Origin of the sequence: Trabulsiella odontotermitis, assembly GCF_001188485.1 — a bacterium.
GTDB lineage: Bacteria > Pseudomonadota > Gammaproteobacteria > Enterobacterales > Enterobacteriaceae > Trabulsiella > Trabulsiella odontotermitis_A.
Map to the genome: position 1 here is coordinate 12,652 of NZ_JNGH01000059.1, position 18,046 is coordinate 30,697.

10 protein-coding genes and 4 pseudogenes are annotated in these 18,046 nt (G+C 55.9%); 7 read left to right on the top strand and 7 right to left on the bottom strand.

What is annotated here, in order from left to right:
• Window positions 1-2 precede the first annotated feature (2 nt).
• Window positions 3-1,393 (top strand): annotated as a pseudogene (locus GM30_RS04450) (leucyl aminopeptidase family protein).
• 68 nt (window positions 1,394-1,461) lie between these two features.
• Here the strand turns inward: GM30_RS04450 and GM30_RS04455 are convergent.
• The 4 genes and pseudogenes from GM30_RS04455 to GM30_RS04470 form a co-directional block, all read right to left on the bottom strand.
• Window positions 1,462-2,163: a DnaA inactivator Hda gene (locus GM30_RS04455; RefSeq protein WP_072092117.1), complete on the bottom strand. Its 702-nt coding sequence runs from the start codon at window positions 2,161-2,163 to the stop codon at window positions 1,462-1,464.
• 95 nt (window positions 2,164-2,258) lie between these two features.
• Window positions 2,259-3,544: pseudogene (uraA, locus tag GM30_RS04460) on the bottom strand (uracil permease).
• Window positions 3,545-3,634: 90 nt separating this feature from the next.
• A complete protein-coding gene (upp, locus tag GM30_RS04465; RefSeq protein WP_049847655.1) occupies window positions 3,635-4,261 on the bottom strand; it encodes a uracil phosphoribosyltransferase in 627 nt (208 codons plus the stop codon).
• A 186-nt stretch (window positions 4,262-4,447) separates the two neighbouring features.
• Window positions 4,448-5,878, bottom strand: coding sequence for a 6-phospho-beta-glucosidase (locus GM30_RS04470; RefSeq protein WP_049847656.1), 1,431 nt, complete (start codon window positions 5,876-5,878; stop codon window positions 4,448-4,450).
• A gap of 252 nt (window positions 5,879-6,130) precedes the next feature.
• Here GM30_RS04470 and purM point away from each other — a divergent pair, with 252 nt between their 5' ends.
• The 4 genes from purM (at window position 6,131) to ppx (ending at window position 11,625) form a co-directional block, all read left to right on the top strand.
• Window positions 6,131-7,168, top strand: coding sequence for a phosphoribosylformylglycinamidine cyclo-ligase (gene purM / locus GM30_RS04475; RefSeq protein WP_049847657.1), 1,038 nt, complete (start codon window positions 6,131-6,133; stop codon window positions 7,166-7,168).
• Window positions 7,168-7,809 (top strand): phosphoribosylglycinamide formyltransferase, encoded by a 642-nt coding sequence (gene purN, locus GM30_RS04480; protein ID WP_049847658.1) that lies wholly within the window; start codon window positions 7,168-7,170, stop codon window positions 7,807-7,809. The genes purM and purN overlap by 1 nt, the downstream gene beginning before the upstream one ends.
• Before the next feature lie 210 nt (window positions 7,810-8,019).
• Entirely contained in the window at window positions 8,020-10,080 is a 2,061-nt protein-coding gene (gene ppk1 / locus GM30_RS04485) for a polyphosphate kinase 1 (protein WP_049847659.1), read from the top strand.
• A 3-nt stretch (window positions 10,081-10,083) separates the two neighbouring features.
• Entirely contained in the window at window positions 10,084-11,625 is a 1,542-nt protein-coding gene (gene ppx, locus GM30_RS04490; RefSeq protein ID WP_049847660.1) for an exopolyphosphatase, read from the top strand.
• On the opposite strand, the gene GM30_RS04495 is transcribed toward ppx, so the two are convergent.
• Window positions 11,622-13,865, bottom strand: a complete 2,244-nt coding sequence (locus tag GM30_RS04495) for an EAL domain-containing protein (RefSeq protein WP_049847661.1) — start codon at window positions 13,863-13,865, stop codon at window positions 11,622-11,624. The genes ppx and GM30_RS04495 overlap by 4 nt on opposite strands.
• A 352-nt stretch (window positions 13,866-14,217) precedes the next feature.
• Here GM30_RS04495 and GM30_RS04500 point away from each other — a divergent pair, with 352 nt between their 5' ends.
• Complete coding sequence (locus GM30_RS04500; protein WP_049847662.1) at window positions 14,218-14,415, top strand: YfgG family protein; 198 nt, start codon at window positions 14,218-14,220, stop codon at window positions 14,413-14,415.
• 77 nt (window positions 14,416-14,492) lie between these two features.
• Window positions 14,493-14,843 carry a VOC family protein gene (locus GM30_RS04505; RefSeq protein ID WP_049847663.1) on the top strand — a complete coding sequence of 117 codons (351 nt, stop codon included), beginning with the start codon at window positions 14,493-14,495 and terminating at the stop codon, window positions 14,841-14,843.
• Between the two features lie 52 nt (window positions 14,844-14,895).
• On the opposite strand, the pseudogene guaA reads toward GM30_RS04505, so the two are convergent.
• Together guaA and guaB are read right to left on the bottom strand one after the other, a co-directional pair.
• A pseudogene (gene guaA, locus GM30_RS04510) lies at window positions 14,896-16,417 on the bottom strand (glutamine-hydrolyzing GMP synthase).
• Window positions 16,418-16,488: 71 nt separating this feature from the next.
• Window positions 16,489-17,902: pseudogene (guaB, locus tag GM30_RS04515) on the bottom strand (IMP dehydrogenase).
• Between the last annotated feature and the right edge of the window lie 144 nt (window positions 17,903-18,046).

Consider the following 18,046-nt stretch of genomic DNA (forward strand, 5'->3'; position numbering starts at 1 on the left):
CCATGCTGGATTATCGCATCATCAATCGCCTGGACAGTCACGCCGAAGGCAGCCATCTGGTGACCTGGCCCGGCAGCCCGCTGCTTGCCGATCCGCAAGTCAGCGCGTGCGGCATTCTGAGTGAAATGGCCGCCTGCGCGGAAAACAGCGTCGCAGATACCGTCTTTGGTTGCGCACCTTTTACCCGTATTACGCTGATTCCGCTGAAATTCTGGCTGGACGGCGATGCGCTGACCCAGGCGCTGCGCCCGTTGTTCAACACACCCGCCAGCGCTCGCCTGTTGCTGGACGCGGCAGCAGAAGCACCGGGGTNNCGCTGCGTTATCTTTTTAATCTTGAACATAGCCTGATGGATCTGGGGCTGCGTGCACCGCAGCCGGATGCCGTTCGTCTGCAGCAGATCGACGTCTGGTGCCAGCCGGAACAGAGCGCGACGCTGAAAACGCAGCTTCGCCAGCAGCAGGCCATTTCGCACGGCATGGTGGCGGCACGCAGGCTCGCGGATCTCCCTTCAGAACAGTGTACGCCGCAGTTTGTGGTGGAAGAAGCGCAGCGCCTGTGCGCCAACATCCCTGCCCTGCGCTGCGACGTGCTGGACGAAAACGCCATCGTTGAGCAAGGGCTTGGGCTGCTGCATGCGGTGGGGAAAGGTTCAGCGCGCCCGCCTCGCCTGCTCGCCATTNNTAAAGGGATCACCTTTGATACCGGCGGGCTGTGGCTGAAAGAGGGCGCGGGCATGTACACCATGAAATATGATATGTGCGGCGCGGCGAATGTGCTGGGGTTGATGCTGAGCATCGCAGCGCTGGCGTTGCCGGTCAGGGTGATGGGCGTTCTGGCGCTGGCGGAAAACGCCATCGGCCCCAACGCCATGCAGCCGGGCAGCGTAGCGCGCGCCTGCAACGGCCTGACCGTGGAGATCAATAACACCGATGCCGAAGGGCGTCTGGTGCTGGCGGACGCCATCGCCTGGGCCAGCCAGCGGCATCCGCAGACGCGTTATATCATCGACATGGCGACGCTGACTGGCGCGGTAGTCAAAGCGCTGGGTTATGAGCTAAGCGGTCTGATGACGCAGGATGAACCGCTGCGCGCGGCGCTGACAGCCGCAGGAAAACAGTCTGGCGATGAGGTATGGTCGTTGCCGCTCGATGCGCGGCTGAAAAAGCAGACCGAAAGCGCCATCGCCGATCTGTGTAACACGCCGGGCAATAACGCGGCGATCAGCGCCTCGGCGGCGTGGCTGTTGCATTATTTTTGCCCGCCGGCGATCCCGTGGGCGCATCTGGACATCAGCGGCACGGCGTTGTGGCGTGAAGGAGGAAAAAGCGTGGCATCGGGAAGGCCAATCCCGCTGCTGATACAGCATTTACTGAATGATCTGCAGAGGTAGGCCCGTGCAAGCGAAGCGCCGCCGGGCAATATTGCCGGATGGCGCGTTGCTTATCCGGCCTACAAAAGTTACAGCTTCAGGATCTCTTTGACGAACGGAATAGTCAGCTTGCGCTGGGCGGTGATCGACGCCCGGTCAAGCTGATCCAGCGTCATAAACAGCGTGCGCATTTCGCGATCCAGTCGCTTGAGCAGAAAACGGCACACGTCTTCTGGCAGTTCAAAGCCGCGCAGGCGCGCGCGAAGCTGCAAGGCCAGCAGCTTGTCTTCATCGGACAACGGCTGCAGTTTGTAGATTTGCCCCCAGTCAAGGCGGGAAGCGAGATCCGGCAGCCCCAGATTCAGCTGGCGCGGTGGGCGATCGCCGGTGATCAGCAGTCGCGTTTTGCCGGATTCCAGAATGCGGTTGTAGAGGTTGAAGATCGCCATTTCCCAGGGTTCATCCCCGGCGACGCACTCGATATTGTCGATGCATACCAGCGACAGATGCTCCATCCCCTCCAGCACTTCCGGCACAAACCAGGTGCGCTTATCCAGCGGCACATAGCCCACGGCTTCACCACGCTGGGAGAGTTCCGCACAGGCGGCATGCAGCAGATGGCTGCGCCCCGCGCCTTCGCGTGACCAGAAATAGAGATATCCGCTGTGATCCTGGCGCAAAACGTTTTGCAACGCGGCGAGAAAAGAGGGGTTGTCCCCCGGCCAGAAACTCGCAAAAGTTTCATCGTCAGGGAGATAGAGTGGCAAAGAGAGCTGTGCCGGTGCGTTCAGAGAGACCTCAACAAACTACGACCTAAAATCGGCAACGAGTTTAGCACGTAACCGGAACGGAGAGAACCGGGCGGATCCTCCGCCCGGTCACAGGATCACGATTTCACGTCTTCGCTGTCTGCAGCATCCAGAACGACCTCTTCCGGGCGCAGGACGCTGATAAGCTTGAAGATCAGGCTCAGACAGATGCCGACGATGGTTGCCAGCGCCATGCCTTTCAGTTCAGCCGCGCCGATGTGCACTTTCGCGCCGCTGACGCCGATGATCAGAATAACGGAAGTCAGGATCAGGTTCTGCGCTTTGCTGTAATCCACTTTCGATTCGATCAGCACGCGGATACCGGATGCGCCAATCACCCCGTACAGCAGCAGCGACACGCCGCCCATTACCGGTACCGGGATAATCTGGATCGCCGCCGCCAGTTTGCCGACGCAGGAAAGCAGGATTGCAATTACCGCCGCGCCGCCGATAACCCAGGTACTGTAGACGCGGGTAATCGCCATTACGCCAATGTTTTCGCCGTAAGTGGTGTTTGGCGTCGAGCCGAAGAAGCCAGAAATCACCGTCGACAGGCCGTTGGCGAACATCGAACGATGCAGACCCGGATCGCGGATCAGGTCACGCTTAATGATATTTGCCGTCACCACCAGGTGACCCACGTGCTCAGCGATAACCACCAGCGCTGCAGGCAGGATGGTGAAAATGGCGAACCATTCAAAGCGCGGAGTATAGAAAGTCGGCAGTGCGAACCAGTGCGCCTCGGCAATGGGCGTAGTATCCACAACGCCCATCGCGAAGGAGAGCGCGTNGCCAGCACGCCGATCAGGATCGGGATAATCGCCATAAAACCGCGGAACAGTACGGAGCCAAACACCGTGACCGCCAGCGTCACCAGCGAGATGATGACGGTTTTAGAATCCGCCGCTTGCCCTTCTGGCGGAAGCAGACCGGCCATGTTTGCCGCAACGCCTGCCAGCTCCAGACCGATAACGGCAACGATAGCCCCCATCGCTGCCGGTGGGAACATCACATCCAGCCAGCCGGTACCGGCTTTCTTCACGATGAAAGAGACGATGCAGAACAGCACGCCGCACATAATGAAACCGCCCAGCGCCACTTCATACCCCAGCGGCAACAGCAGCAGCACCGGCGAAATAAAGGCGAAGCTCGAGCCGAGATAGGCCGGAATTTTGCCTTTACAGATAAAGAGATACAGCAGTGTCCCGATACCGTTAAATAGCAGCACGGTGGCCGGGTTAATGTGGAACAGGATTGGCACCAGCACGGTTGCGCCAAACATCGCGAACAAGTGCTGCAAACTAAGCGGGATGGTCTGCAAAAGCGGTGGTCTTTCACTAACCCCGATAGCACGGCGCGTCATAGTGTTTTCCTCAAATGTTGTTATAGGTCGTGTGTTGTTGTATTCAAAAAAAAGCCGACTATCAAAGTCGGCTTTTTTATCGCTATCTCATTATTTCGTACCAAAAATCTTATCACCGGCATCGCCGAGCCCCGGGATGATGTATCCGTGCTCATTCAATCCCTGGTCAATCGATGCGGTGTACAGCTCCACGTCCGGGTGCGCTTTTTCCAGCGCAGCCAGACCTTCCGGCGCGGCCACCAGCACCAGCACCTTGATGCTGTTGCAGCCCGCTTTTTTCAGCAGGTCGATGGTGGCGATCATGGAGCCACCGGTCGCCAGCATCGGGTCAACGACCAGCGCCATGCGCTCGTCGATGTTGGAAACCAGCTTCTGGAAATACGGAACCGGCTCCAGCGTCTCTTCGTTACGGTAGATACCCACCACGCTGATGCGCGCGCTCGGCACGTGTTCCAGCACACCTTCCATCATGCCCAGACCCGCACGCAGGATAGGCACGACAGTGATTTTCTTACCTTTGATCTGCTCAACTTCTACCGGGCCGTTCCAGCCTTCGATAGTCACTTTTTCGGTTGCCAGATCGGAGGTCGCTTCATAAGTCAGTAAGCTGCCGACTTCAGAGGCCAGTTCACGAAAGCGTTTAGTGCTGATGTCATGCTCTCGCATCAGGCCCAGCTTGTGTTTGACGAGTGGATGTTTCACTTCCACAATCTTCATTCTCATTCTCCTCTGAAGTGGCAGCCGCAAAAAAAATCGCGGGATTATAACGCTTTTTGCCGTTAATGCCATACCCACAATGCTTGACGACGATCAAGCAAAGGGTTTAACAGGTTGTTACTGATTATAAATTAAAGGAAAAAATAAGCCCCGCGATCGCGAGGCTTAAAAAGAGGAACTGTGAACTTAGAGGTTTTCGCCGTTGCTGGCGATCACCTGTTGATACCAGCCGAAGGATTTTTTCTTGCTGCGTGCCAGCGTGCCCTTCCCGTCGTTGTCTTTATCGACGTAGATAAAGCCGTAGCGTTTTTTCATTTCACCGGTACCCGCAGAGACCAGGTCAATGCAGCCCCATGGCGTGTAGCCCATCAGGTCCACGCCATCCTCTTCCACCGCTTTTTTCATTTCGCGGATATGGGCGGCCAGGTAATCAATGCGGTACTGATCGTTCACCGAACCATCGCTTTCCTGCACATCGATAGCACCAAAGCCGTTTTCAACAATGAACAACGGCAGTTGATAGTGATCCCAGAACCAGTTCAGTGAATAGCGCAGGCCCACCGGGTCAATCTGCCAGCCCCAGTCGGACTTCTGTACGTACGGGTTAGAGACCAGACTTTGGGTTTCGTCATAGTCGAAACGCGGATTATCCGCCGTGGCTTTGGTGGCGAAAGACATGTAATAGCTGAAGCCAATGTAATCCACGCAGCCCTGAGCCAGCGCCGCGCGATCGGCATCGGTGATATCCAGTTCGAAACCGCGGCGGGCAAAGTAGTTCAGCAGGTGCTGCGGGTATTTTCCGCGCACGTGCACATCGGTAAACCAGTAGCGGCGATGCATGGCGTTCATCGCCATCATCATATCATCCGGCGCGCAGGTCAGCGGGTAGACCGGGCACATGGCGATCATGCAACCAATCTGCAGTGACGGATTAATCTCTCGCGCCGCTTTCACCGCCAGCGCACTGGCCACCAGCTCGTAGTGCGCGGCCTGATACATCACCGGCTCACGATCTTCATTCGGCTGGTATTTCAGACCGGAATTGGTGAACGGCGCGAAGTCTTCGTGGAAGTTGGCCTGGTTGTTGATTTCGTTGAAGGTCATCCAGTACTTCACTTTGTGCTGGTAGCGTTCAAACGCCACTTTCGCGAAACGCACAAAGAAGTCGATTAATTTACGGTTGCGCCAGCCGCCGTACTCGGTCACCAGGTGATACGGCATTTCGAAGTGCGACAGCGTCACCACCGGCTCGATGCCATATTTCAGGCACTCATCGAACAGATCGTCATAAAACTGCAGGCCCGCTTCATTCGGCGTTTGTTCGTCGCCGTTGGGGAAAATGCGCGTCCAGGCAATGGAGGTGCGGAAACATTTGAAGCCCAGTTCCGCAAAGAGTTTGATGTCGTCTTTGTAGCGATGATAAAAGTCGATCGCCTCATGGTTTGGGTAATTTTTGCCCGGCAACACGCCTGCGGTGATCTCTCGCGGCACGCCGTGTGCCCCTGCGGTCATCACGTCCGCCACGCTGACGCCTTTACCGCCTTCCTGCCAGCCCCCTTCCAGCTGATGCGCCGCGACCGCGCCACCCCATAAGAATCCTGCTTTGAATCCAGACATTCGCTTTCCCTCACTTTTTACATCACAGAAACCGGTTTCAGTGAATGATGTGCAAGCCAGCAATATGATGCAAGAATAAGAATGTACCCGGTTTCATTTTCGTGAACAGTATCAAGTTAAGCCAGCGTAACGGCGGAAAACGCAGCCGATAAAAAATGAACGTAAAGCAGGCTCGCAAACGTTTGCTTTGGCTGATAGAAGAATGGCGCCGTTTTTTACTTCTATCGCAAGCAAACGCGCGGAGATTTCGCTGTGACCGACAAAACCTCTCTTAGCTACAAAGATGCCGGTGTTGATATTGACGCTGGTAACGCTCTGGTCGACCGAATTAAGGGCACGGTAAAGAAAACCCGCCGCCCGGAGGTCATGGGAGGGCTCGGCGGCTTTGGCGCGCTCTGTGCGCTGCCGCAGAAATACCGCGAACCGGTACTGGTTTCCGGCACCGACGGCGTGGGCACCAAGCTGCGTCTGGCGATGGATCTGAAACGCCACGACACTATCGGCATCGACCTGGTCGCCATGTGTGTGAACGATCTGGTCGTACAGGGCGCTGAGCCGCTGTTTTTCCTCGATTACTACGCCACCGGTAAACTGGATGTCGACACCGCGGCCAGCGTGATCAACGGCATCGCCGAAGGCTGTCTGCAGTCCGGCTGTGCGCTGGTCGGCGGCGAAACCGCAGAAATGCCGGGCATGTATCACGGCGATGATTACGATGTGGCCGGTTTCTGCGTCGGCGTGGTGGAAAAAGCAGAGATCATCGACGGTTCCAACGTCGCCGATGGCGATGTGTTAGTGGCGCTGGCCTCCAGCGGCCCGCACTCCAACGGTTATTCGCTGGTGCGTAAGATTCTGGAAGTGAGTGGCGCCAACCCGCAGACCACGCAGCTCGATGGTCAGCCGCTGGCCGATCACCTGCTGGCCCCGACCCGCATCTACGTGAAGCCGGTGCTGGAGCTGATTGAGCAGGTTGACGTTCACGCTATCGCCCACCTGACCGGCGGCGGTTTCTGGGAAAATATTCCGCGCGTGCTGCCGGAAAACACCCAGGCGGTGATCGACGAATCGTCATGGCAGTGGCCGGCGGTGTTCCACTGGCTGCAGGCGAACGGCAACGTCAGCCGTCACGAAATGTACCGTACCTTTAACTGCGGCGTGGGCATGGTCATCGCGCTGCCTGCGGATCAGGCGGATAACGCCGTAGCGCTGTTAAACGCAAAAGGTGAAAACGCGTGGAAAATCGGCTATATCAAAAACGCCGATTCTGAACAGCGTGTGGTCATTGAGTAATGAAGAACATTGTTGTCCTTATTTCCGGCAACGGAAGTAATTTGCAGGCCATTATTGACGGATGTCAGCAGGGAAAAATCAACGGCACGCTGCGTGCCGTGTTCAGCAATAAGGCCGATGCGTTCGGCCTTGAACGCGCCCGCGAGGCTGATATCCCTGCCCACGCGCTGGAAGCCAGCCAGTTCGCCAGCCGCGAAGCGTTCGACCGTGAGCTGATCCGCGAAATTGATATTTACGCGCCGGATGTCGTCGTGCTGGCGGGCTATATGCGTATTCTGAGTCCGGAATTTGTCGCCCACTATCAGGGCCGCCTGCTCAATATTCACCCTTCCCTGCTGCCGAAATACCCTGGGTTATATACCCATCGTCAGGTACTGGAAAACGGTGATGACGAGCACGGCACCTCGGTGCATTTTGTCACCGATGAACTGGACGGTGGTCCGGTGATTCTGCAGGCCAAAGTGCCGGTGTTTGACGGCGATGACGAAGCGGATGTCACGGCACGCGTTCAGGCGCAGGAGCACGCCATCTACCCGCTGGTGGTGAGCTGGTTTGTTGAAGGCCGTCTGCAAATGCGCGATAACGCCGCCTGGCTGGACGGCGTTAAACTGCCTCAGCAGGGCTACGCGGCGGAAGACTAAGCGCCATGCCGCCTCTTGCGCAGATCCGGCAAGAGGCGTTTTCTGTTATTACCCCCCTGAATACCTTCTGTTTTTTTATCGCGCCATCACGTGCCGCCGGAAAACTGTCATACTTATCTGGCACAGTTGGACATCCCACAGTAAAGCTAGCAATATACGCGTTGAGACGGATTTGCCGCGTCCCGTGAATGAACCGGAGTGTGAGTAGTAATGGGCCAGGAAAAGCTATATATCGAGAAAGAATTAAGTTGGTTATCCTTCAACGAACGTGTACTCCAGGAAGCGGCCGATAAAGGCAACCCGCTGATCGAGCGCATGCGCTTTCTGGGTATCTATTCCAATAACCTTGATGAATTCTATAAAGTCCGCTTCGCGGAGCTTAAGCGCCGTATCATCATCAGCGAAGAACAAGGGATCACCGCCCATTCACGCCACCTGCTTGGCAAGATTCAGGCCCGGGTACTGAAAGCCGACCAGGAATTCGACGGTCTCTACAACGAACTGCTGCTGGAAATGGCGCGTAATCAGATCTTCCTGATTAACGAGCGTCAGCTGTCAGTCAACCAACAGGGCTGGCTGCGCCACTACTTTAAGCAGTATTTGCGCCAGCACATCACCCCCATTCTTATCAACCGCGAAACCAACCTGGTGCAGTTCCTGAAAGATGACTACACCTATCTGGCCGTGGAGATCATTCGCGGCGACACCATTCGCTACGCGCTGCTGGAAATTCCGTCTGATAAGGTGCCACGCTTCGTCAACCTGCCGCCGGAAACCCCGCGCCGCCGCAAGCCGATGATCCTGCTCGACAATATACTGCGCTACTGCCTGGATGATATTTTCAAAGGCTTCTTCGACTACGATGCGCTGAACGCCTACTCGATGAAAATGACCCGTGACGCCGAGTACGACCTGGTGCATGAGATGGAATCGAGCCTAATGGAGCTCATGTCATCAAGCCTGAAACAGCGCCTGACCGCCGAGCCGGTACGTTTTGTCTATCAGCGCGACATGCCGGACGCGATGGTGGAAATGCTGCGTGAAAAACTGACCATCTCCCGTTACGACTCCATCGTGCCGGGTGGCCGCTATCACAACTTTAAAGACTTCATCGGCTTCCCGAACGTCGGCAAAGCCAATCTGGTCAATAAACCACTGCCGCGCCTGCGCCATCTCTGGTTCGATAAGTTCCGCAACGGCTTCGACGCCATTCGCGAGCGCGACGTGCTGCTCTACTATCCGTATCACACATTTGAGCACGTGCTTGAACTGCTGCGTCAGGCCTCGTTTGACCCGAGCGTGCTGGCGATCAAAATCAACATCTACCGCGTGGCGAAAGATTCACGCATTATCGACGCGATGATCCACGCCGCGCACAACGGCAAGAAAGTGACGGTGGTGGTGGAGCTGCAGGCGCGTTTCGACGAAGAAGCCAACATCATCTGGGCGAAGCGTCTGACCGCCGCCGGGGTGCATGTGATCTTCTCCGCGCCGGGGTTAAAAATTCACGCCAAGCTGTTCCTGGTTTCCCGTAAAGAGGGCGACGAGGTGGTGCGCTACGCACATATCGGCACCGGTAACTTTAACGAAAAAACAGCGCGAATTTATACCGACTACTCGCTGCTGACCGCCGACGCGCGCATCACCAACGAAGTGCGCCGGGTCTTCAACTTTATTGAAAACCCTTATCGCCCGGTTAACTTCGACTATCTGCTGGTGTCGCCGCAAAACTCGCGTCGCCTGCTGTATGAGATGATCGACAAAGAGATTGCCAACGCGCAAAACGGTCTGCCGTCGGGCATCACCCTGAAGCTCAACAACCTGGTGGACAAAGGGCTGGTTGACCGACTGTACGCCGCATCCAGCTCCGGCGTGCCGGTTAATCTGCTGGTGCGCGGCATGTGCTCGCTGATCCCGGAACTGGAAGGCATCAGCGAGAATATTCGCGTGATCAGCATCGTCGACCGCTATCTTGAGCACGATCGTATTTATATTTTTGAAAACGGCGGCGATAAAAACGTGTATCTTTCTTCCGCCGACTGGATGACGCGCAACATCGATTACCGCATTGAAGTTGCTGCGCCGCTTCTCGACCCGCGCCTGAAACAACGCATTCTGGATATTATTGATATCCTGTTCAGCGATACAGTGAAGGCACGGTATATTGATAAAGAACTGAGTAATCGCTATGTGCCGCGCGGCAATCGTCGTAAGGTGCGCGCGCAGCTGGCGATCTATGATTATATCAAATCACTTGAGCAACCCGATTAACCTATGCCCATACAAGACCAAACTCCGCGACCGCAGGAATTTGCTGCGGTCGACCTCGGCTCAAACAGTTTTCATATGGTTATCGCCCGCGTTGTCGACGGCGCGATGCAGATTATCGGCCGCCTGAAGCAGCGCGTGCATCTGGCAGACGGTCTTGATGATAATAATATGCTCAGCGAAGAAGCGATCGAGCGGGGCCTGAACTGCCTGTCGCTGTTTGCTGAGCGCCTGCAGGGGTTTTCTGCCTCCAGCGTTTGTATCGTCGGCACCCACACGCTGCGTCAGGCGCTGAACGCATCAGAATTCCTGAAACGCGCGGAAAAAGTGATCCCCTACCCCATTGAAATCATCCCCGGCAACGAAGAAGCCCGTCTGATTTTTATGGGCGTTGAGCACACGCAACCGGAGAAAGGCCGCAAGCTGGTGATTGATATCGGCGGCGGCTCGACGGAGCTGGTGATTGGCGAAGACTTTGAGCCTCAACTGGTGGAAAGCCGCCGCATGGGTTGCGTCAGCTTCGCGCAAATGTTCTTCCCTGGCGGTGTGATCAGCAAAGAGAATTTCCAGCGCGCGCGTCTCGCCGCGGTTCAGAAACTGGAAACGCTCTCCTGGCAGTACCGCATTCATGGCTGGAACGTCGCGCTGGGCGCGTCCGGCACCATCAAGGCCGCTCACGAAGTGCTGCTGGAAATGGGCGAAAAAGACGGTTTCATCACCCCGGAACGTCTGGATCTGCTGGTGAATGAGTTGCTGAAGCATAAGAGCTTCGATGCACTCAGCCTGCCGGGCCTTTCTGACGAGCGTAAAGCGGTGTTTGTGCCGGGTCTGGCCATTCTGTGCGGCGTGTTTGACTCGCTGGCGATCAAAGAGCTTCGCCTCTCTGACGGCGCCCTGCGCGAAGGCGTGCTGTATGAAATGGAAGGCCGCTTCCGTCATCAGGATATCCGCAGCCGCACGGCGCAAAGCCTCGCAAACCAGTACAACATCGACCGCGATCAGGTTGGGCGGGTGCTGGACACCACCATGCATATGTACGATCAGTGGGAAGCGCAGAACCCGAAGCTGGCGAATCCTCAACTGGCGGCGTTGCTCAAATGGGCAGTGATGCTTCATGAAGTGGGACTGAACATCAACCACAGCGGCATGCATCGTCATTCGGCCTACATTCTGCAAAACAGCGATCTGCCTGGCTTTAACCAGGAACAACAGACGCTGATGGCGACGCTGGTGCGCTGCTGTCGCAAGGCTATCAAGCTTGACGATCTGCCGCGCTTTACGCTGTTTAAGAAGAAACAGTTCCTGCCGATGATCCAGCTGTTGCGCCTTGGCGTGCTGTTGAATAATCAGCGTCAGGCGACGACCACGCCGCCGGTACTGACGCTGAAAACCGAAGCGCACCACTGGACGCTAAGCTTCCCGCACGACTGGTTCAGCCAGAACGCGCTGGTGCTGCTTGATCTCGAAAAAGAGCAGCAGTACTGGGAAGCGGTGGCCGGCTGGCTGCTGAAAATCAAAGAGGAAGACTCGCCGGATATCGCGGCTTAAGCGACGTCCGCCTCCTCCTGCGCACTGGCAACCAGATTCTCCAGCAGATCTGGTTTGCCAATGCCGTACCCCTGCAGGTAATCAATCCCCAGCGATAACGCCGCGTCGCGGATTTCGTCATTCTCAACAAACTCCGCCACCACCTGCATCTTTTTCATCCGAGCCAGCTGGCAAATCGACGCCACAATCTGATAATCCAGACTGCTGGAAACGATGTTGCGAATGAAGCTGCCGTCGATCTTAAGCATGTCGGCATCGACATCTTTCAACCGCGCATAGCTGGCGTAGCCGGTACCGAAATCGTCAATCGCCACCCAACAGCCCATCTGCTGCAGGTAGCCCATCGTCTGCCGCGCCTGTTCGGGATGCGTAATGGACTGACTTTCCGTCAGTTCGAAAATCAGTTGCCAGGGTTCGATGGCATATTTTTCCAGCAGTTTCAGCACCGCATTGGGAAAGTCAGTGCCGCAAGCCGTGGACGGGGAAATATTTAGCGAGAAGCGCAGCCCCGGCAATGCCACGCGGTTGCGGTTCATAAAGTCGAGCGATTTTTCCAGCACCCATAAATCAACACGCGACGACAGCCCAAACTCCTGCGCCACCGGCAGGAAAACCTCAGGGGCGATCAACTGACCGTCGGCGTTTTCCATGCGTAACAGGATTTCATAGTAGCTATCGCCACGCACGCCGACAATCGGCTGAGCCATCAGCCGGAACAGGTTTTGCTCCAGCGCCTGCTGGATCTGATTCATCAGCGCCACTTTATCTTTCAGCCCCTGCTGCAGATGCATCGCGCCACGGCGTTCCAGGCTTTCGGGATGCGAGGTGCTGAGAGACAGGTCGGCAATGGTGCCTAACTCGCCCAGCAACAATGAGAGGTGCGTGACCGGTGAACGGACGTAGCAATAGCTGATACCTACCGGCGGCTGGAGCGGAATGCCATCCCAGTCGAAGCGGAACTGTTTTGTTCTCGCATCCAGCGCTTTAATGCGCCGCTGATATCCTTCGGTATTGAGACGCACCACGAGATCGTGCCCGGACAGCAGATAGACGTCCTCGTCGTCGAGCAGGATCGCTTTCAGCCATCCGCCAAGGCGTTGTTTGTACTGGATTCGCATCAACACACCATAGTGACGCCCCAGCACTTCCAATTCCGGCACACGTAAAAAACAGAGCACGGACCAGGGCGTCGTCGTCAGCGCCCGATTCAGCGCCCGCAGGTTCGGCATATGCACGACCGGATCCAGATAGGCCATCCGACGGGCACGCTGATGGATCATCCGCTGACGCGTGGAAAGCATCGCCATATAAACGACGATAAACGAGAACACGAGATAGCTTGATGAGGTGATCGCCAGTTGATTGCTGTAACCCGGATAAACCGGCAAATAGCGATCGTGAAAATGGATAGAGACGATCAGCACTGGCGTCCAGATGAGCGACATGAAGCGATAGCCAAAGCGCATCGAGCCCCAGAGCATCACCGGCAATAATAACGACAACGTATAGTTAGTGCTGAATATTGAACTGTTCTCGCTTATCGGTCTCAGCAGCAACATTAACAACGCCACCAGCGCTACCCACCACAAAATGCCTTCCGGCCAGCGGATTTTAGGGTCAACCTGGCGGCGCATCTGCGAGATATAGCTGCGCAGATGGCGCGGATGACGGATGAGGCGAATCAGCAGATAGCAGAGCGGCACACCGGTAAAACAGCCAACCAGCAGCGCCTGATAGTTAATGATCGTTCGCAAGCTCAGCGGACTGACACCCTCCAGCGCAAGACGACTCGATTGCAGGCCGAGGTAAACCGCAAACTGGAACAGCACCAGAAAAAGGGTCGCCGGGAAAAACATCTGCCAGAATACCCGCTGCGCCATCAGCCGCACCGTGCCGTGCGACACCATGTAGCGTTGAGGAACACAGGCACGATAGCCGCCCCAACTGAGGATTATTGGGATCAAAAAATTGAAAATCACCCCTATCGACTCGACAGGCGGCATGTGTCTGGTGATATGCAGCCAGATCGCGAAGATCATGCCCGGCAATGCCGCCCAACCGAAAAACAGCATCAGGCTTAACATTAATGCCAGTGGCAGGTAATAAAGCGCGACGTCGCGACCGTCTAATGGGGTATATGTATTAGCAATATTTATGACTGGAAGTAACAGAACGGGGATAAACAGCGGCAACGCCCACCATTTATCTCTGTATTTTTTATAGCGTGTATACAAGCTCATTGATGCTCGAGAGACTACCCTGCTTCCTGAAGGGGATATTCAGACAGGCATCCAACCTGGCCATAACTACCGCGGGATCAGTATCCGTGCGGGACCGAGGGAAGAGTGTAGTGGGCTGCCGGGTATGGTAGTTGACTTAAATCAAATATTCATCAGCACACTATCACTTATTAGACTTTTTCTTGCGCCAGACACCACCCGCATCCACGATGCCAATAGAGGATTATTTTATATAACATTGATTAATGTTTGAGCTGACGCAATTTTACACTTCCCTTGATTGACCCTCGCGCCGCGCTGTGCCTTAATATATTCACCGCCCAAATTGTGGGTATATCAAAAGGAACCCTTTGTGAGCCAGGCCACCAGTATGCGAAAACGACATCGATTTAACGGTCGAATGACGCGGATCGTACTCCTTATCAGTTTCCTCTTCTTTTTCGGCCGCTTCGTCTACTCCTCCATCGGCGCCTGGTACCATCATCAGGACAAAAAAGAAGCGCAGCAAACCAGCCTGACCACCGAAGCCCCTGCCCAGCAACAGCGATAATTGACGACGTCTTTTTTATCGATGCGCTAAAATCACTGATATTCCCGTTTTCATCATCTACCTGAACAGGAGAGAAGATGGCTGTATTACGCATCGTCGCCAACCTTGCCACTGCCGACCCTCAGATTGCGCGGTCGTTCTATGAACGACTGTTAGGCATGGATATTGTTATGGATCACGGCTGGCTTATGACGTTTGCCAGCGACGCCAGCGCACGAACGCAGGTCAGCGTAGCTTGTGAAGGCGGTTCGGGAACGCCGGTCCCTGATATCTCCGTTGAGGTCGATAACGTGGATGAAATCTACGAGCGCGCCCAGGCTGAGGGTTTTGAGATTGTTTATCCGATCACTAACGAGCCCTGGAACGTACGCCGTTTTTATGTGCGGGACCCGTTGGGGAAAGTGGTAAATATTCTGTCGCATCGATAACAAAAAGCCCGCAATGATGCGGGCTTCGTCTTTCAGGCCACTAGCGGCGGGCTTATTCCCACTCGATCGTCGCGGGCGGCTTACCGCTGATATCGTATACCACGCGTGAAATCCCATTCACTTCGTTGATGATACGGTTGGACACGCGGCCAAGGAAATCGTACGGCAGGTGCGCCCAGTGCGCGGTCATGAAGTCGATGGTTTCGACCGCACGCAGGGAAACCACCCAGTCGTATTTACGGCCATCACCCATCACGCCAACGGAACGCACTGGCAGGAAGACGGTGAACGCCTGGCTGACTTTGTCATACAGGTCCGCTTTACGCAGCTCTTCAATGAAGATAGCATCCGCGCGACGCAGCAGGTCGCAGAACTCTTTCTTCACTTCGCCCAGTACGCGAACACCGAGGCCCGGGCCCGGGAACGGGTGACGGTACAGCATGTCGTACGGAAGGCCCAGCTCCAGACCAATCTTACGCACTTCGTCTTTGAACAGCTCTTTCAGCGGCTCGACGAGGCCCATCTTCATCTCTTTCGGCAGGCCGCCGACGTTGTGGTGAGATTTAATCACGTGCGCTTTACCGGTAGCNNCAGGGTAGATGGTGCCCTGCGCCAGCCATTTTACGTCTTCCAGTCGCAGCGCTTCTTCGTCGAACACTTCAACAAAGACGCGGCCGATGGTTTTACGTTTTGCTTCCGGATCGTCAATGCCCTTCAGCGCGCTCAGGAAGCGGTCTTCCGCCGGAACGTGAACGATATTCAGACCAAAACGGTCGCCAAACATGTCCATTACCTGCTCGGCTTCGTTCAGGCGCAGCAGGCCGTTATCAACGAAGACGCAAGTCAGGTTTTTACCGATGGCGCGATGCAGCAGCATGGCGGTGACGGAGGAGTCCACGCCGCCGGACAGGCCGAGAATGACTTTATCGTCACCCACCTGCTGACGAATACGCTCTACCGCATCGTCGATGATTTTTGCTGGCGTCCACAGCGCTTCACACTGGCAGATATCGCGCACAAAACGCTCCAGCATACGCAAACCCTGACGGGTGTGGGTCACTTCCGGGTGGAACTGTACGCCATAGAAGCGTTTTTCTTCGTTAGCCATAATGGCGAACGGACAGGGTTNCGGTGACTTTGTCACCGTGGCTCATCCATACGTCCAGCAGAGGTCTGCCTTCGGCGGTCAGAGAATCTTCGATGCCGTGGATAAACGCGCTGTCGGTTTTCACTTCAACTTGCGCATAACCAAATTCGCGCTCGTTGGAGGCTTCTACATGGCCGCCCAACTGCATGGCCATGGTCTGCATGCCGTAGCATACGCCAAGCACCGGAACGCCGGCGTTGAAGACGTATTCCGGGGCGCGCGGGCTGTTGTGTTCGGTAGTGCTTTCCGGGCCACCGGAAAGAATAATGCCGCTGGGGTTGAAATCACGGATTTGTGCTTCGGTGACATCCCATGCCCACAGCTCGCAGTAAACGCCTAATTCGCGTACGCGGCGGGCAACCAGCTGAGTGTATTGAGAGCCAAAGTCGAGGATAAGAATGCGATGTTTATGAATATTGTCGGTCATTGACGGTTGTTCCGGGCAAATGGCAATGAGTGAAAGTAAGCGCCCGGTGAAAGCACCGGGCGCAGAAATCATTAAGAACCGAGGCGGTAGTTCGGGGATTCCTTCGTGATGGTCACGTCGTGAACGTGGCTTTCCTGAATACCCGCACCGCTGATGCGTACGAATTCCGCTTTAGTACGCAGCGCGTCGATAGTACCACAACCGGTCAGCCCCATACAGGAGCGCAGGCCGCCCATCTGCTGGTGGATGATCTCTTTCAGGCGACCTTTATAAGCCACGCGGCCTTCAATGCCTTCCGGTACCAGTTTGTCAGCAGCGTTGTCGCTCTGGAAATAACGGTCGGAAGATCCTTTGGACATCGCGCCGAGGGAGCCCATTCCACGGTAGGATTTGTAAGAACGGCCCTGGTACAGCTCGATTTCACCCGGAGACTCTTCGGTGCCCGCCAGCATGGAGCCAACCATCACGGCGGCAGCGCCNNCCGGAATGCCGGTGCCTTCCAGCGCTTCAACCGCGTCGGAAACGGCGGTGATCTGCGGAACACCCACGCCGGTGACGATACGCGTGGTACAAATGGAGCCAGGACCAATACCGACTTTCACCGCGCTCACGCCCGCGTCCGCCAGCGCACGTGCGCCTGCGCCAGTGGCAACGTTGCCGCCAATGATTTGCAGGTCAGGATATTTCGCGCGGGTTTCACGGATGCGTTGCAGAACACCTTCGGAGTGGCCGTGTGAGGAGTCGATAAGCAGTACGTCAACGCNCCGCCGCAACCAGCGCATCAACGCGCTCTTCGTTACCGGCACCGGCACCCACCGCCGCACCAACGCGCAGACGACCATGCTCGTCTTTACAGGCGTTCGGTTTACGTTCTGCTTTCTGGAAATCTTTTACGGTGATCATGCCGAGCAGGTGGAAGTTGGCGTCAACGACCAGCGCTTTCTCGATACGGCGTTCATGCATTTTTGCCAGTACCACTTCGCGGGTTTCGCCTTCACGGACGGTCACCAGACGCTCTTTCGGGGTCATGTAGACGCTGACAGGCTGCGTCAGGTCGGTCACGAAACGCACGTCACGACCAGTGATAATACCCACCAGTTCGTTGTCTTCGGTGACCACCGGGTAGCCGGCGAAGCCGTTAATCTCGGTCAACTCTTTCACTTCACGCAGCGTGGTGGTCGGCAGTACCGTTTGTGGATCGGTGACGATGCCGGATTCATGTTTCTTCACGCGGCGAACTTCTTCTGCCTGGCGTTCGATAGACATGTTTTTGTGAATAAAGCCGATGCCGCCTTCCTGTGCCAGGGCGATTGCCAGGCGTGCTTCCGTGACGGTGTCCATCGCGGCGGAAAGCATAGGAATGTTCAGACGAATAGACTTCGTCAGTTGCGTGCTGAGGTCAGCAGTATTCGGCAAAACGGTGGAGTGAGCGGGAACGAGGAGGACGTCATCAAACGTCAGTGCTTCTTTGGCGATACGTAGCATGGGCAATATCTCTACCTGGGGTGATATTAAATATTGCCGTGGCATTATACAGAGCGTAACCGATTGCATCCACACTTTTTTGCAAATAAAGCTTGCGCTCCCCTGTCAGCGGGTTACTATCGACTGAATAACCTGCTGATTTAG

Coding starts and splice junctions, on each gene's coding strand:
- upp (WP_049847655.1), bottom strand. CDS start 4,261: ATGAAGATTGTGGAAGTGAAACATCCACTCGTCAAACACAAGCTGGGC.
- GM30_RS04470 (WP_049847656.1), bottom strand. CDS start 5,878: ATGTCTGGATTCAAAGCAGGATTCTTATGGGGTGGCGCGGTCGCGGCG.
- purN (WP_049847658.1), top strand. CDS start 7,168: ATGAAGAACATTGTTGTCCTTATTTCCGGCAACGGAAGTAATTTGCAG.
- ppk1 (WP_049847659.1), top strand. CDS start 8,020: ATGGGCCAGGAAAAGCTATATATCGAGAAAGAATTAAGTTGGTTATCC.
- ppx (WP_049847660.1), top strand. CDS start 10,084: ATGCCCATACAAGACCAAACTCCGCGACCGCAGGAATTTGCTGCGGTC.
- GM30_RS04495 (WP_049847661.1), bottom strand. CDS start 13,865: ATGAGCTTGTATACACGCTATAAAAAATACAGAGATAAATGGTGGGCG.
- GM30_RS04505 (WP_049847663.1), top strand. CDS start 14,493: ATGGCTGTATTACGCATCGTCGCCAACCTTGCCACTGCCGACCCTCAG.